Genomic DNA, 17,963 nt, shown 5'->3' with positions numbered 1-17,963 from the left:
TTTCCTTGCTTTAGTAAAATTAAATCTATAGTTTCGCATTATGAAATCTAAAAAAGCTTTAGGTTTTTAATGTTGGTTGTTATTGTAAGTTGTTGTTTAATAATGTTTTAAAAGTTTAATAAGTGAAAAAAATTATATCATTAGCACCGGGGAGGACATGTTTGTTTGGTGACCATCAGGATTATCTCGGACTACCTGTTATTGCGTGTGCAATTGACAGGGACATAAGGCTGACAGCAGTACAAAATAATACCGGTGTTTTCAAATTAAATATGGTTGATATTAATGAAGAGAGAATTATTAGTATTGATGAAACTTTTCCTGAACTAACCCCCAGAGATTATTTTGCCTCTTCATTAAGAGTGCTCAGAAGGTATGGCTGTATTCCAAATGTTGGATACGATATCAATATAACCGGAAATATTCCAATCAATTCGGGAACGTCGAGTTCATCGGCTTTGTTACTGGCATGGATCAATTTTTTGATCGAAGCTTATGGAGTTGATGAAGAAGTGACTCCTGAATTTATTTCTAAAATGGGGTATTTGTCTGAAGTTGTTGAACACGGTGAGCCGGGAGGGATGATGGACCATTATAGTATTGGTGTTGGAAATGTGGTTTACATAAATACCGTAAATCCTTTTGCTGTTACAGTGATTGGAAAAGAGCTGAATGGCCTTGTTACAGGCGTGTCGGGAGTTCCAAAGGAAACTATCGGATTAATTGGCGAATTAAAAAACAATGCACTGCTATCTATTGATTTGGTAAAACAAAATGATAAAAGTTTTGACTTGAATACTGCCGAAATCGAAGATCTAAAAAAGTATTCCAACTTTTTGCCGGACAGACTGATTCCTTATTTTGAAGCAGCCGTTAAAAATCACCATTATACGAAACTGGCTCTGAAAGAATTTCAAAAAGCTTCTCTTGATTTAAAAAAGATAGGGGAGTTAATGAATGGTCATCATGCTGTTTTAAGGGATTTATTAAAAATTACAGTTCCAAGAATTGATGCGATGATTGATGCAGCATTAAAAGCCGGTGCTTACGGAGCCAAAATAGTGGGTTCAGGAGGCGGAGGCAGTATTGTAGCAATGGCTGAACCAGGCAAAGAATCACAGGTTGCAGATGCAATGCTGGCAGCGGGAGCTGTTGCAGCTTACGCCGTAAATGTGGATCCGGGAGCGAGAATAGTATAGATTATTTAAAATTTAAAAAAAAGAGTATGCATGACAATTTAGTAATTTTAGCAGGAGGTGCTTCTTCAAGAATGAAAAAGCCCGCTGAAGTAGATAATCTGAGCCCGGAAGAAATTGCTCAGGCCAACGAAAGAAGCAAAGGGCTGATAGGAGTAGGACCTAACGGAAGACCACTGATGGATTATCTTTTAGTAAATGCCAAAAAAGCGGGCTACAAAAACATCTATATCATCATAGGAGAGCAGGGAGATTTATTCAAATCTTTTTATGGAAGTAAAGACAATGACAATGATTTTCATGGTCTGAATGTTTCATTTGCCGTTCAGTATATTCCTGAAGGAAGGGTAAAGCCATTTGGAACTGCTGATGCATTGTTTCAGGCTGTAGAACAATATCCTGAATTGAATTCTCAATTTTATTCGGTTTGCAATAGTGATAATTTATATTCACCGGAAGCGTTGTACGCCCTTCGTAAAACAGATAGTCCTAATGCATTTATAAGCTATGACCGTGATGCAATGGAATTTCCTTCTGAGCGTATTTCTCGCTTTGCAGTTGCAGAATTGAATAAGGACAACTTTCTTCTGGATATTGTAGAAAAACCCGAAGCTGCTGTTGTAGAATCTTTTAAAGATGCCGAAGGTAAAATCAGGGTAAGCATGAACGCCTTTAAGTTTAAAGGGGAATCTTTATATCCTTATCTTAAAAATTGCCCTGTTCATCCTGAAAGAGACGAAAAAGAATTACCAACCGTGCTATTGAATTTATTACAGGATTTTCCGAATACGGCATTAGGAATTCCGTTTTCTGAACATGTTCCGGACTTAACGGCAAAAGAGGATATTGTAGAAGTAAAGGCTTATCTGAAAAAACATTTCCCGGTTTTAGAGTGGAATTAATAATTTTTAACTGAAAACGAAATGAAAAAATATGTAATCACAGGAGGTGCGGGATTTATAGGAAGTCATATTGCAGAACAGCTATCCGGTGAAGGGCATGAAGTAATTGTGCTGGATAGTTTAAGAACCGGATTCGAAAAAAATCTCAACGGGCTGAATGTTCAGTTTGTTCATGGAGACATAAGGGATAAAAATCTTGTAGAAGAGTTGGTAGAGGGAACGAGCGGTATTTTTCATCTGGCAGCTTTAGTTAGTGTTCCTGAATCGTTATTGCGTTTAGACGAATGCATTGACATTAACACCATCGGAACAATTAATATTCTGGAGGCTGCAAGAAAAAATAACGGCTGTAAGGTGGTACTTTCTTCTTCGGCTGCTAATTATGGAAATAATCCGGTTTTACCTAAAGTAGAAAGTATGATTCCGGAACCGATGACTCCTTATGCCATTACAAAATTAGATGGCGAATTTTATCTGAAAATGTATCAGGATCAATGGAATGTTCCCACTACTTCTCTACGCTATTTTAATGTTTTCGGACCAAGACAAAATCCTCAGTCGGCGTATGCGGCGGCAGTGCCTATTTTTATCAATAAAGCACTTCAAAATGAACCGCTAACAATATACGGTGACGGTTCTCAAACAAGGGATTTTATTTATGTGAAAGATGTTGTAAAAGCAAATATTCTGGCATCTCAAACAGGAAGTGAAACGTATAATGTTGCTTTGGGATACAGTACTTCTATTTTAGAATTGGCAGAAAAAATAATTAAAATTACAAATTCTAAATCGCAGATTGAGTTTCTGGAAGAGCGCTCGGGAGATATTAAACATTCAAAAGCAGATCCGTCAAAATTTAATGACTTAGGATTTAAACCGGGTCATTCTATCGAAACTGCTTTAGAAGAAACCATCGCCTTTTACCATCAGGAATTGTTAAAATAAAAACGGATGATTTGATTCATCAGATAGATTTGATATTTTCAAAAAGAATAGATTTACAGGATTAATACTTTATTGAACAAATGGCACAAACTCAAAACACACTAGAAAAAAGTCAGGGTAATGTTTTAATCCCTATGGCAATTCTGACCCTATTATTTTTTATTTTAGGATTCGTTACCTGGCTCAATGGGCCGTTAATTCCATTTTTTGAAATTGCCTGTGATTTAACCGGATCACAAGCCTATTTTGTAACTTTTGCCTTTTACATTGCTTATTTTGTAATGGCCATTCCATCTTCGTGGATTATAGAAAAAACAGGTTACAAAAATGGTATTTCACTCGGATTAATTGTAATTGCCATTGGGGCATTTATGTTTTATCCGGCCGCAGAAACCAGAACCTTTCTTTTGTTTTTGATTGCCTTGTTTATTATGGGTACGGGGTTGGCTATTTTGCAAACCGCTGCTAATCCGTATGTGGTTGTAATTGGCCCAAGAGAAAGTGCCGCAGCAAGGATTAGCGTTTTGGGAATTGCTAATAAACTGGCAGGATTTATAGCTCCGTTAGTCCTGACCACTTTGGTATTGTCGAATATGAAACAGTACACAAAGGAAAAAATAGCGTTGCTTGATACAGTTGCCAAATCAAATACACTGGATGCACTTGCACTTCAATTGCAGACACCTTATATCTACATGGGAATTGTGATTTTGATTTTGGCAGTTTTAGCGAAATTTTCCCCTCTTCCTGAAATAGATTTAGATGAAGATGGTCATGTTGCCGATTTAAGTATTTACAAACAAATTAAAAGCGCATCAAAATATCCACAGCTTGTTTTAGGCGCATTAACCCTTATGTTATATGTCGCAGCCGAGGTTATTGCAGGCGATACCATTGGAACTTTTGGAAAACAGCTGGGAGTTTACGGAGAAAACGGTGATTTCTATCTTAACCTGACCTCATTTACCATGACCGCAATGCTGGTAGGTTATATTGTCGGAATTACCTTAATACCAAAATACTTATCTCAGGTTATGGCATTAAAAATTTCAGGTATTTTGGGAGTTGTTTTGGTAATCTTAATAGTTTCTTTATCTCCTGGAATTATCATTCAATTACCTTTATTACCGGATTTGCCTTTGATAATTATTTTGGTCGCCCTGTTTGGACTTGCCAATGCGCTTTGCTGGCCGGCAATCTGGCCATTGGCGCTTCAGAATTTAGGTGGACACACCAAAATTGGCGGTGCAATATTAATTATGGCGATCATTGGCGGAGCAATATTTCCATTATTATACGGACTTTTAGCAGAAAGTATCAATCTGGCAAATGGAACTGAACACATTTTAACAACAGAAAAAACCGGAAACCAGATAGCGTATTTAATGCTTTTGCCCGCTTATTTAATGATTATCTTCTTCGCCCAAAAAGGACATAAAATTACCAGTTGGTCCAGAGCGTAGATTCACAATAAATAAAAATTTAAAATTAACTTACAATGTTAAAAAGTAATATAGACAAATCTACAGGATTTGAAAAGCGATTCGAGAACATCAATACAGTAGTTTTTGAAAACTCAACTGCTGCTTCTGTATCGGTTGCAAAAGAAATAGCAGCACTGATTCAATCCAAACAAAAAAAGAATGAATTATGTGTTTTAGGTTTGGCAACAGGTTCTTCACCAAAAGGTTTATACGCTGAATTAGTACGTCTGCATAAAGAAGAAGGTCTGAGTTTTAAAAATGTAGTCTCATTCAATCTGGATGAATATTACCCTATGGAACCCGATTCTATAAACAGCTACGTGCGTTTTATGAAGGAGTTATTGTTTAATCAGGTTGATATTTTGCCTGAAAACATTCATATTCCGGACGGAACTTTATCTAAAGAAGAAATTGCGGATTATTGCGCTGATTATGAAGCGAAAATTGAAGCTTTGGGCGGAATTGATTTGCAGATTTTAGGAATTGGAGGTAACGGTCATATCGGATTTAATGAATCAGGATCTTTGCAGAATTCAAAAACACGTCTGGTGGCTTTAGATCACATTACGAGAGTTGCTGCAAGCGGTGATTTTTCAGGATTAAGCAATACGCCAAGAACAGCTATTACACTTGGAGTAAAAAAGATAATGGAAGCAAAACGAGTTATTTTAATGGCCTGGGGAGAAGGAAAATCAGGTATTATTAAAAAATCCGTAGAGGGTGAAGTAACCAATCAAATCCCTGCTTCATTTTTGCAGGAGCATGACGACGCTGTTTTTGTTTTGGATAAAGAAGCTTCCTCAAAACTTACCCGAATCAACAGACCATGGCTCGTGGAGAAAATTGTCTGGACAGATAAATTAATCCGAAAAGCCGTTTTAGGACTTGCCCTTGATTTGAAAAAGCCAATTTTGATGCTTACAGATGCTGATTATATCGAAAACGGTATGAGTGATTTGCTTGCAGATTCGGGTCCTGCATACGACATCAACATTAAAATATTCAATCAGTTACAGAATACTATTACGGGATGGCCTGGAGGTAAACCCAATGCAGATGATTCACACAGACCAGAAAGAGCGGAGCCTTCAAGAAAGAGAGTGTTGATTTTTAGCCCGCATCCTGATGACGATATTATTAGTATGGGAGGTACTTTTATGAGATTGCAGGAGCAGGGGCATGAAGTGCATGTGGCGTATCAAACGTCCGGGAACATTGCCGTTGCTGATGATGAAGCGTTACGATTTGCAAGTTTTGTCTGCGATTACAATGATAAATTTGGAATTAAAAGCGAAGAAGCCGAAACGATTTATAAAAAAGCATTAGCTTTTTTAAAGAACAAAAAAGCAAGCGAAATTGATATTCCGGAAGTACGATATATAAAAGGATTAATCCGAAAAGGAGAAGCCCGTGCTACAAGTCATTTTGTTGGTTTACCGGACGAACAAATTCATTTTATGGAACTTCCTTTTTATGAAACCGGTAAGATTGAAAAAAATCCGATTGGTCAGGAAGATATTCAGTTAACAATGGATTTAATCGAAAAAATCAAACCACATCAAATTTATGCTGCAGGAGACTTGGCAGATCCGCACGGAACACATAAAGTCTGTCTGGATGCTATTTTTGAAGCTGTAAAAAATCTTAAACCAAAAGATTTTATGAAAGACTGCTGGGTTTGGCTATACAGAGGAGCATGGCAGGAGTGGGGCATTGACGAAATAGAAATGGCCGTTCCTATGAGTCCTGATCAGGTTTTAGCAAAAAGACACGGAATATTTAAGCACCAGTCTCAAAAAGACGGTGTTGTGTTTCAGGGTTCAGATGCAAGGGAATTTTGGCAGCGAGCCGAAGACAGAAATAGTGAAACAGCACATTTTTACAAACAGCTCGGACTTGCTACTTATGCGGCCATGGAAGCTTTTGTACGATGGGAATATTAGTGTAAAGAAATCTTATTTTGCCCCAAAAAAATTAGATGAATTCAAAAGACCTTTAAAAATTGATTTTAAGGGTCTTTTTGTTTTTTAGAATCTTCAGAAGCGAAATTTTAATCCATTAAGTTTTATCCTATAGTTTTTAAATGTGCTCGAGTACATTTTAGTGTTATCGAGCACATTTTTGTGTTTTTGCTTGTTTTTATAAAAACGTTTTTGTAATGTTGTGAGGCTTAAGCGTTATAACCAACTCTTTATTATCATTTTAATTTGATTTGAAACAAGTGTGTTTAATTGTTTCCTGTCGGGTAGTTTTTTATTACCTGTGGAAAGTATTAAATGGCTCTTGTATTTATATTGACCGATTCGATTTAAATGTTAATGAAAATTTTTAACTAATTAAAAATCACTAAAAGAATGAAATATAATATTACTCTGTTACTGATTTGTTTGTTTTTAATTTCAAATGGAATCAGTGCTCAAATTACAATTGACGGATTCAATTATAATTGGGCAAGAATTGAAAATACTACCCCTGTAACCCTGGCATATACTGATGCAGACAATGGAGATGGACTTAATGACGGAGCGACGCTTATTAAAGGAACTGCCACTACACCAGCATTGCAGGGTGTTCAATATACACTGGGAGGAAGCCCGTTAGCAGGCGAGCAGATTAATCTTGAAGTAAAATACTATCAAAATGCGGCATCATATGCCAGATTCAAAATGCAGGTTTATAATGTAACCGATAATCTTGTCTTATCTGAAACGGCTCAAATTACTACTAGTACAGGAGTTGTTGGTACATCAACACTAGCTTATACTTTTACAGCTGCAAGTGTTGGTGATCAGATTATTGTACGATTTGTTCGTGCAGATGACCTGAATACTGTTCGCGTGGCAGCTTTGGATTATCTGAAGGTAAATGGAGAATTTATTAATATGATTGAAGTATGTAAACCTATATTTAATTTTGATTTACCTCTTACGACTGCTACAACTGCAGAGATTAATGATTTAGCTGCTATTCGTACTAGTTTGTCAAATCAACTGTTAGGCACAACAGCTCCAACAACAGCTCAGCTAAATACTGCTCTGGCGCAATACGATGCATTAAACATAACGGTAACAGGGACGAACATAACCGGAAATGCTATAACTGACGATTCACAAATCAGTTTTTTAAAAATGTTTGCGAGGTATTTGAAATTTAATCCAACGGATACCGGTGTAAGCGACAAAGCGGCGAAAGCGGTTTGGTATATAGCGAGTCTGAACTGCAGCCCGAAATCGAATTCTGCTTTGACTTTTTATAGCTATCCTACCTTTTCACGTGGCGCCATTTTTCTGAATTCTTACCTTCCGGATACGGTAAAAGCGATATTTGGAAATACACTTTATCAGGAAACGGAATTATTTAAGAATCTCTTTGATGTAAATTACGATTTTAGCACAACACAAACCGATGCCATTAATACAGATACCATGTATCTCGATATAGACGTTTTACTGGCTTATGCGGATTGGTTTAAAACCAATGATGAGAAAATCCGATATTTAAAAACAGTTAAAAGATTTCTGGATCGTTTTCTAATCTATACTTATGGTACCAAAGATGGTCTGAAAAAAGATGGGTTAGGGTATCATCACAACGCCGCTTATGATGGATATATGTATGCCTACAATACCGTTTCGGTAGCTTTGAAATCTTTAGAAGGTACCGGTTTTCAAATTGATCAGGCTTCTTATCTTAGATTTAGGGATGCAGTTTACGCACAAACCATGTATTCTAACGATTCGGGGGTAAAACCTTTTGCAATGGCGGGAAGAAATCCGCAGTCAAAAAACAGTACGCTGGCATCAGGGACTTTGGCCAATACTGCAATATCCGGCGGAAAAATTTTAGGCTTAAGTACTGCTGATCCTGTCTTAAGCGGAATTTACAATAGAAAATACGGAGTTAACAGTCAGTTTAATAATGCTACCGTTGCTCCGTTTGAAGAAGGTTTCATTCAGTTCAACTACGGTAATTTAGGAATATACAGAAAAAATAACTGGGTTGCCTCGATGAAAGGACAATCTGATGTGCTGTGGGGGTCTGAGATTTATATCAATCAGAACAGATTTGGAAGGTACCAGAGTTATGGAGCATTAGAAATTATATATCCGGGAAATAGTTCTACAGGAAACGGTTACAGCGAAATAGGATGGGACTGGAATTACAATCCCGGAGCTACCACAATTGTATTGCCATGGGATAAATTACATGCCGAAAAAGAACGTGTTGATGAATACAATACCTATGGTTTTGCAGGTTCTTTAGCATTAAATCAGTTAAATAATGGTGTTTTATCCAATACTACAGGACAATCAGGATTGTTTTCGATGAAATTTAAAGAGCGTAATAATTTAGGTTTCGGAGGTACTTATGGAGCAATTACCCATAATGCTACTTTTGAATTTACCAAAACATATTTTGCCATCGACAATTTTATTATCTGTCTGGCCAGCGGTATTAAAAATGACGACACTGTCAACCCTACTGTTACGACATTGTTTCAAAGGCTTAATAACAATACTGTAGATGTTTTGGTAAATGGCGATGTAAAAACCAGCCAAAGTACGGAGTCATTTGTAGCAACTTCGCCTAACTGGATCATTGACAATTACAATACGGGTTATTACATTTTACCAAATTCAGGAACCTTAAAAATTAAAAATTCAGCCCAGACAACACCTTATCAAAATCAGACGACACCTACTGAAGCAACTATAGCGGCCAATTCATCAAATAATTACCATCTTGCTTACCTTGATCACGGAAATGCACCAACAAACAGTTCTTATGAATTTGTATGCTTGCCTTTGGCAGATTCGGCTAAAATGACCCAATTTGCTCTGGAAATGCAATCTTCTAATAAACCTTATACCGTTTATCAAAACAATACCAATCAGCAGATAATTGAGCATAAAGGGGCTAAAACCTGGGCGTATGCTTTACCGGCTGCCAATACCACAATTACTAACGGATTGCTGAAAGCAAATGACACACCGTGTTTGGTTATGTATAAAGGTTTGAATGAAAATTTTTCTGAAATAGTGCTGTCTGTAAGTAATCCGGACATGGGAGCAGCGCCTTCTACACCAAAAGTGATTACCTTAAAATTAAGTAATGAATGGAATTTGTCACAACTAAATTCAAATGCGAACATTGTTTCAGCTACGGCTACAGAAACCACAATTGCATTTACCGTTGCTGATGGTCTTCCGGTCGAAATAAAATTAGCATTAGTTTCTAATACACTTAAGATTGATGAGGAAACGTTTAATACGCCAAATGTTGTTTTATATCCGAATCCGGTTCAGGACTATTTTAACATCAACGTAGCTGAATTACAGGCAAACGCAACCATTCGTGTATACAATGTTTTGGGCAACAAGGTTCGTGAAGTTCGTTTTAACAATGTGCCAAAAAGAGTTTTTGTTGGCGATTTATCAGTTGGGACCTATTTTGTAGTTATTCAGAATGGAGGCCAAACCATTAAAACTAAAATCATTAAAAAATAAAACTTAACTATATTCCCAATCAAAACGATACATTGAAATTTTGATTGGGAATTAATAATTCAATTCAGATTGAGGAATACTGTATCAGAAATATAAATAACCTTAATTTTGAATATTTAAACCATTTAATTGCAATGAAAATAGAGATTAAAATTGTTGAAAAGCTCTTTTTAATGAACATCTTTTTAGCAGGAACCTTAGGTTTTTCACAACAATCAGCTAACGTTCCTGTAAAAGAATCGTTTGAAAATGAAACTTCAATTATTACTTATAAAAAGAATAATTCAGGCAGCTTATCGATTAGTAATAAGCACCATCAATTTGGGAAATCTTCACTGCAATGGGAATGGTCCGGAGAAAGTTTTTTCGAAACTTCTAATTTTAAAATAATAAGCAAAAAAGACAGTCCCTTGCAATACGGGGATTATTTTCCTGCTAGTCCGACTTTGATCATGTCTTTATACAATGAAAAAGCACAGAATGAAACCATTAAAATTTCTTATGGAAAAAATGGTAATGAAGAAGTTTGGTTTCCGATAAGTTTAAATTTTACAGGCTGGAGAACCATCAGGGTTCCTTTTTATGAAATGAATGGAAATCCGCCCAAAAAAGAAGATGCAGTAACCTATGATACTTTCAGGATAAGTGCCAATTCGGCTACAGGGAAAGGAAAATTATTTTTTGATGATATTGTTTTTTCCCAATATCAGGATGACCGTCATTCGTATCCGGATGTAATGGTACCGTTTATTAAACGAAATTTAGAAGAGGGAGCAGATCACTGGATGCCTTTGATCAGGGATATGAAACGGGTTCAGGAACTGCCTTTAAAAACAGTTTCGGAAGCAACGAAAAATGAAATCACTATTATCAAAAAACGCATTGATGATACTTTCAATAAAAATGCTGAAAAAAGCGATAATCTGTTAAAGGCAAAAGGAGAATATGCTAAATTAAATTTGGTAAAAGAAGAAACGGTTTTAGGGCCTCCTTTGACCTTTAAGCTTGAAGAGGTACATCCTGATCAGAAAAATTTTACTGATATCGGAACCTTTGGTAAAACGATAAAAAAAATAGCGGCTTTTTACCTTAAAAGTACAGATGATAATAAAGCTCAAATAGAAGAAATGTTTATCAATGCAGCCCGATATTATTTAGATCAGGGCTGGCAGGAAGGTGCATCCGGAGGAACGAGACATCATATTGGCTATAATACAAGAGAAGTTACAGAAGCTTTTTTTATGATGAGAGAACCACTAAAGAAAGCAGGATTACTGAACGAAATTGGAAATAGTTTGCAATGGGTTTTTAACCTGGGTAAGATTCTCGGGCCTGAAGAAGAATTTCATTCCAATATCGATTATTACAACACCCAGTCTTTCTATCATTTGATGCTGGTTTTTATGTCGGATAATGTAGAAAAGCAGGCAGCTTTATTAGAGGCATATTCAAAATATATTTCGATAACTTTAGCTCAGGACAATGAGCTGGGAGTTTTCAAGATTGATGGGACTTCATGGCATCACAACGGGCATTATCCGGCTTATGGCTTGGGGGCTTTTGCCAGTATTCCGCCAGTAATTTTTACACTTTCAGGAACTGAGTTCAGAATTAACGAAGCAGGTCATAAAAACTTCAAAAAAGCACTTATGACAACCCGTTTGTACAGTCAGTTGTACAGTTTTGGCTTTGGAAATGCGGGGCGTCATCCCTTAGAAGACGATTCTATTAAATCATTAAAAAACGGATTTTTGCTCATGGCGCAATCCGGAAACCCAGAGGGAACTTCTAAAATAGATACTGAAGTCGCTGCCGCTTATTTAAGATTATGGGGCGATAGCAATAAATCAAATACCGCTTTGTTTCAGGCAAATAATATTGGCAAGGATATTCTGCCGGGCTACCACGTGCTGCCGTATGCTGCAACTTCAATTCACAGAAGAAATGACTGGGCAGCAATCATCAAAGGATACAGCAAATATGTCTGGGCATCTGAAATCTATGTTGATGCCAACAGATACGGAAGATATCCAGCAAATGGAAGTATCCAGATAAATAACATTGGCGGCGACCAGGGCAGCGGTTTTAAGCAGGAAGGCTGGGACTGGAACAGATATCCGGGAACAACGGTTATTTATTTACCATTTAAAGAGCTAGAGCCTGATACACCCTTACTGATGTTCAGGTCTGATGAGACTTTCGCAGGAGCTGTGACTTGGGGTTCTAATGGAGTTTTTGGAATGAAATTGAATGAATCCAAAGGTTCTGATGCAGAAACATCAGAAAGCAAAGCAGGATTTCCGGGAAAATTGAAAGCTAATAAATCAGTTTTTTCTTTTGGGGATAAATTAATATGTATTGGTACCGGAATTTCAAGTATTGACACTGTAAATCCGGTTCAGACTAATTTGTTCCAAAATTTTATAGGAGACAAATCGATGCCAATATTTTCGTCTGAAAGTAAAAATATTTCACAATTTCCTTATCAGGCAACTATGGAATCCAAAGGAAAATCAGGTAAATGGCTGATTGATGCGTATCAGAACGGATATTACATTTTATCTTCCAATACAATCGAAATCAAAAGACAGTCTCAGGAATCTTATAACAATGCCTATTCGATCAATACAGGTAAAATGAATCCAAAAGCAAAAGATGCTACAATTACAAACGGAGATTTTGCTTCTTCATGGATAGAACACGGAAAAACTCCAAAAGACGCTTCGTATCAGTATGTTATTTATCCGGGGCTTCAAAAAGAGGCGATTAATTCTTTCGAAAAGAAAATTAAAAATGATAAATCCTATCAAATTCTGAGAGCTGATAATGTTGCTCATATTGTAAAAGATAAGGATACTGAAACAACTGGATTCGTAATCTTTGATTCGGGTAAAGAGTTAGACAATACTATCTTAAAAAGTGTTTCCGTTCCTTCACTTTTAATGATTAAGAACGAAGCGAAAAATCTAACAGTAAGTGCTGTACAGCCGGATCTTAATTTTTCTGCAGGCAAAGATAAAGGCTTTAGCAACTACAGTATGCCTGTTGAGATGACAATTACTTTGAAAGGAGAGTGGAAACTTGCGGCTGATTCAGCAGTAAAATCTATTGTGATTGATGGAAGAAATACAGTAATTACAATGGAATGCAGACATGGATTTTCGAATCAGATTAATTTAATAAAAAAATAAGATTTTATGAAAAGAATGCTTTTTTTATGTCTTTTGTTAATTGGTTTTCAGTCAGTGTCATCGCAGGAAAAGTTAACAAATTTAGTAGAACTGAAAAAAAAATCGAAAAATGAAATCTTCCACAACCAGGGACTGGCGGTTAAAAACGGTGGTTTTTTCCTAAAAGGATATTGGGTTTGGGATAATACGGTGATAAAAGGAGACGATGGTAAATATCATTTGTTTTCGTCCTGTTATCCGGATACGATTCCTTTTCATCCGGGCTGGATGGTTTCTTCAGAAATTATTCATGCCGTTGCCGATAAACCCGAAGGACCTTTCCATTTTGCAAATAAGGCACTTGAAGCGAGAGGCGCACAATATTGGGACGGACGATCCACATTCAATCCGCAGATATTTAAACATAAGGGCAAATACTATATGTTTTATGTAGGCTCTACTCATCCATTTGAAGAAGCCAAACATGATGAACTTACAGTTGAAAGTAAATGGTGTATCGTAGGACGAAGCAATAAACGTGTTGGACTGGCAGTTTCGAATAGTCTTGACGGACCCTGGGAAAGAATGGACAAACCTATTCTTGCAACAGAACCCAATACTTTTTACAGCTTTTTGACCTCTAATCCGACTATGGTGATTAATGAAGACGATTCGGTTTTGATGATTTTTAAAGCCAGGGCATACGAAGGCAATATACATGGACCAATGTCGCTTGGCGTTGCTTCTGCAAAAAACATCAAAGGACCTTATACCGTATTAAATAATAAAAAGCCTGTTTTTGATGCTAAAGTAATGGGCGAACTCGAAGATCCTTTTTTATGGAGAGATCAAAGAGGTTATCACGTTGTCTTTAAAGACCATAAAGGAAAATACACAGGAGAATGGGGTGGAGGCGTTCTGGCACATTCTGTTAACGGAACAGACTGGAAAATGGATAATGATCCAAAAGCCTACTCTAAAACAATTCAGTGGGATGACAAGACAATTGAAAAAAGAGGTCAGTTAGAAAGACCGTTTATACTTTTTGAAAATAACAAACCGCGCTGTATGTATTTTTCTACGATGGATGGCGAAGGCGGTTTTGAAAACGGAACCTATTCAGGTATTTTGGCAATACCATTTTTGAATTAAAATTTATAAATACAAAATGAATTAAAAGGGGGCATTATGTCCCTTTTTTTATTTTATGAAGAATCCAAATAAACCTTCGTTGTAACTTAAACCTTAGACTCTATTGTTGAGTATATTTTGAAGCTTTTTTAAAGACATATTTCTATTTTCCTAATATAATTTAGGATTTAAGATCCGTGATTTGTTTGTTACTGATACTCAGGTTTTAGATATGTAAATTTTGTGAGTTTTTACGTTATTATTTTTTAAATAACGTGCTCGAGCACATTTTTACAACCCCAGATATGTAGGGATTTTATGATTTTTAAATTAATTTTATGTGTTCGAGCACATTTTTTTGTTCTTTTCTTGTTTTTATTATAACGTTTACATAATATTGTAATGCACAACCAACGAATTAACCAAAATAACTAAACAAAAATTATGAAAAAACTGAATTTAAAATACCCGCCTTTTAATAAGGTTTTCAAACATTTACTTGTTGGTATTTTTTTGATACTTATACCCGTTTTTGCAAAAGCACAAACCAAAACGATTTCAGGAACTGTGTATGATGATAAAAAAGATCCGCTACCAGGTGTTACAGTTATTGTAAAAGAAACAAAACAAAGTGTACTGACTGATTTTACAGGTCAGTTTACAATAAAAGCGAGTGCCTCATCTCAATTGGTTTTTAGCTATATGGGTTTTGAAACTTTTACAGCTCCTGTTGGAAATAAGACTTCAATGATTATTACATTAAAATCTTCAACCAATACTCTGGAAGAGATTGTAGTAGTAGGATATGGAGCAGTAAAAAGAAAAGATTTAACAGGATCCGTTTCCAGTGTAACTATGGAAGATATTAATAAAGCGCCTGTTCGTTCTTTTGATGATGCTTTGGCTGGCCGTGTGGCGGGAGTTCAGGTAACTTCTGCAGATGGTAGACCGGGGTCTGGTGTTAATATTGTTATCCGAGGTAATAACTCCGTTACTCAGGGTAATAGTCCGTTGTATGTTGTAGATGGTTTTTTAATTGAAGACCCTAACAACAATGTAATCAATCCTGCTGATATCGAATCTATCGATATTTTAAAAGATGCATCGGCTACCGCTATTTATGGTGCCAGAGGAGCCAATGGTGTTGTAGTAATTACTACTAAAAAAGGTAAAGAAGGTAAGGCAGTATTTAGTTTTAACAGTACTACCGGGATTCAGAGTATGGCTAATAAGTTAGACTTAATGAGTCCTTATGAGTATGTAAAATACCAGTTAGAGTTTAACCCTGCAGCTACAGGAACGCCGATGACTCCAACCGAAATATATCTTTCTGACGGAAAAACACTTGATTATTATAAAACGCAAAAAGGTATTGACTGGCAGGATTTAACCAGCCGTACTGCTTTATACCGCAATAATGATTTTGCAGTAAGAGGAGGAACAAAAAAGCTTAAATATGCCTTTTCTGCATCTGCTACAGATCAGGATGGTATTTTGTTAAACTCAAATTATGCAAGATATCAGGGACGCGCGGTTGTTGATTATGCGATTACCAATAAATTTAAAATAGGTATTAATGCAAATTACAGTCTTTTAAAGCAAACAGGAATCGACCCGACTAAAGGAGAAAACGGTTCGACTACAAATGTTATGACTTCTATCTGGGGGATGCGACCAGTTCCTTCTGATGAATTTGATTTGGTTAATGAATTTCAGGATCCGGATATGAATGCATCGAACGACTATAGAATCAATCCTGTAATGAGTCTGGAAAATACTTATGACGTAACTAAAACCAATAATATCAACGTGAATGGATATGTAGAATATCAGTTTACCAAAGATTTAAAATGGAGGTCAACGTATGGAATTATTGAAAACAGAACAGAAAGAGATGAGTTCTACAATACAAAAACTTCAAGCGGACGCCCGGGCAGTGTAAACGGTGTAAACGGAAAAATTTCGCATACTAACTACAACAATTGGCTGAATGAAAATACCCTGACCTGGGATAAAAAATTAGGAGAAAAATCAAAATTAACTGCTTTAGGAGGATTTACTGCACAGCAAAGAAAAACCTGGAGCAACGGAAGAGCTGTAAACCAATTGCCTAATGAAGACCTAAGATTTGACGGATTCGATCAGGGAGTTCAGTTAAGGGTTGATCCTTTAGCTTCAGACTGGACAATGGCTTCTTTTTTAACAAGGGTGAATTACAGTTACGATTCTAAATATTTGTTCACGGCTTCATTCAGAGCTGACGGATCGTCTAAATTTCCTTCAAAAAACCACTGGGGATACTTCCCGTCTGCGGCATTTGCATGGAAATTCGATCAGGAAAACTTTCTTAAAGATTTCGAACAGTTATCAACGGGTAAATTGCGTATTAGTTACGGACAAACGGGGAATAACCGTGTAGGCGATTTTGACTATCTTACCAACTATTATGATCCGATAATAAACAGTTATGTTTTTGACAACCAATATGTATCAGGTGTAGTGCCAACAAAATTAGGGAACTCTGACCTTAAATGGGAAACAACAGAACAGATTGATGCGGGGATTGATTTAGGTTTCTTCAAAGAAAGAATCGCATTGAGTGTAGATGTTTATAAAAAAACTACCAAAGATTTATTATTAAATACGCAGCTTCCGCCTACTTCAGGATTTAGCACTGCATTCAAAAATGTTGGTAGCGTAGAAAATAAAGGTTTAGAGATTACTTTAACCACTAAAAATATTGTTACTAAAGATTTCACTTGGACTTCAAGTGCTAATATTGCATTTAATAAAAGTAAATTAATCGCTTTAGGCGAAGGACAAAATACCCTTGAAAGTGTTATTAAATGGGATAATACATGGGGAAATACAAGTGCATACATTGCAAAAATCGGAGAGCCTTTAGGATTAATGTATGGATATGAATGGCTGGGAACCTATAAGAGGGAAGATTTTGATGAGCAGGCAAATGGTACTCTTTTGTTAAAAGAAGGTGTTGCGACTAACGGAAACACAAGAGCCAATATTCAGCCAGGAGATATAAAATATAAAGATCAAAATGGTGATAACGTCGTTAATGCACAGGATTATGTTACAATTGGTCACGGTTTGCCAATACATACCGGAGGTTTCAGTAACAATTTTACGTATAAAGGTTTTGATTTAAATGTTTTCTTTCAATGGTCTTATGGAAATGACATTTTAAATGCAAATCGTATTTTGTTTGAAGGTAATGCAAATGCTCAGGGAAGTTTGAATCAGTATGCGAGTTATCAAAACCGATGGACTACTGAAAACCAGGATTCTAATATGTTTCGTACCAGAGGTTTCTTTGGTGGAGGATATTCGACAAATTATGTAGAGGACGGTTCTTATTTAAGATTAAAAACAGTGGCTTTGGGGTACAATCTGGATTCAAAATTTGTGACTAAATTACGCTTGAAATCATTAAGATTCTTCGTATCAGGACAAAATTTAATAACCTGGACAAAGTATTCAGGTTTAGATCCGGAGGTAAATACGTACAGTTCAGCCTTAACACCTGGATTTGATTTCTCTGCTTATCCACGTGCACGTACTTTTGCTTTTGGTACAAACATTACATTTTAATAACACAAAATTATTTTCA

Annotated in this window: 9 protein-coding genes; all 9 read left to right on the top strand. The window is 36.3% G+C overall.

What is annotated here, in order from left to right:
• Positions 1-122: 122 nt before the first annotated feature.
• Positions 123-1,199 (top strand): mevalonate kinase family protein, encoded by a 1,077-nt coding sequence (locus tag GWR14_RS16680; RefSeq protein WP_163410213.1) that lies wholly within the window; start codon positions 123-125, stop codon positions 1,197-1,199.
• 26 nt (positions 1,200-1,225) lie between these two features.
• A complete protein-coding gene (locus GWR14_RS16675; protein WP_163410212.1) occupies positions 1,226-2,098 on the top strand; it encodes a sugar phosphate nucleotidyltransferase in 873 nt (290 codons plus the stop codon).
• A 21-nt stretch (positions 2,099-2,119) separates the two neighbouring features.
• Positions 2,120-3,043, top strand: a complete 924-nt coding sequence (locus tag GWR14_RS16670) for an NAD-dependent epimerase/dehydratase family protein (RefSeq protein WP_163410211.1) — start codon at positions 2,120-2,122, stop codon at positions 3,041-3,043.
• An 80-nt stretch (positions 3,044-3,123) separates the two neighbouring features.
• Positions 3,124-4,506, top strand: coding sequence for a sugar MFS transporter (locus GWR14_RS16665; RefSeq protein WP_246236336.1), 1,383 nt, complete (start codon positions 3,124-3,126; stop codon positions 4,504-4,506).
• 35 nt (positions 4,507-4,541) lie between these two features.
• On the top strand, positions 4,542-6,470 hold the full coding sequence (nagB, locus tag GWR14_RS16660) for a glucosamine-6-phosphate deaminase (protein ID WP_163410210.1): 1,929 nt from the start codon (positions 4,542-4,544) through the stop codon (positions 6,468-6,470).
• 411 nt (positions 6,471-6,881) lie between these two features.
• Positions 6,882-10,034 carry a polysaccharide lyase family 8 super-sandwich domain-containing protein gene (locus GWR14_RS16655; protein ID WP_163410209.1) on the top strand — a complete coding sequence of 1,051 codons (3,153 nt, stop codon included), beginning with the start codon at positions 6,882-6,884 and terminating at the stop codon, positions 10,032-10,034.
• Positions 10,035-10,168: 134 nt separating this feature from the next.
• Positions 10,169-13,225 (top strand): chondroitinase family polysaccharide lyase, encoded by a 3,057-nt coding sequence (locus GWR14_RS16650; RefSeq protein WP_163410208.1) that lies wholly within the window; start codon positions 10,169-10,171, stop codon positions 13,223-13,225.
• A gap of 6 nt (positions 13,226-13,231) precedes the next feature.
• On the top strand, positions 13,232-14,356 hold the full coding sequence (locus GWR14_RS16645; RefSeq protein ID WP_163410207.1) for a glycoside hydrolase family protein: 1,125 nt from the start codon (positions 13,232-13,234) through the stop codon (positions 14,354-14,356).
• Between the two features lie 423 nt (positions 14,357-14,779).
• Positions 14,780-17,944, top strand: coding sequence for a SusC/RagA family TonB-linked outer membrane protein (locus GWR14_RS16640; protein WP_163410206.1), 3,165 nt, complete (start codon positions 14,780-14,782; stop codon positions 17,942-17,944).
• Positions 17,945-17,963: the final 19 nt, after the last annotated feature.

The organism is Flavobacterium ajazii (assembly GCF_010614725.1).
Classification (GTDB): Bacteria; Bacteroidota; Bacteroidia; order Flavobacteriales; family Flavobacteriaceae; genus Flavobacterium; species Flavobacterium ajazii.
Note: the sequence above shows the minus strand (reverse complement) of the source record. Positions and strands in the feature narration are given on the sequence as shown.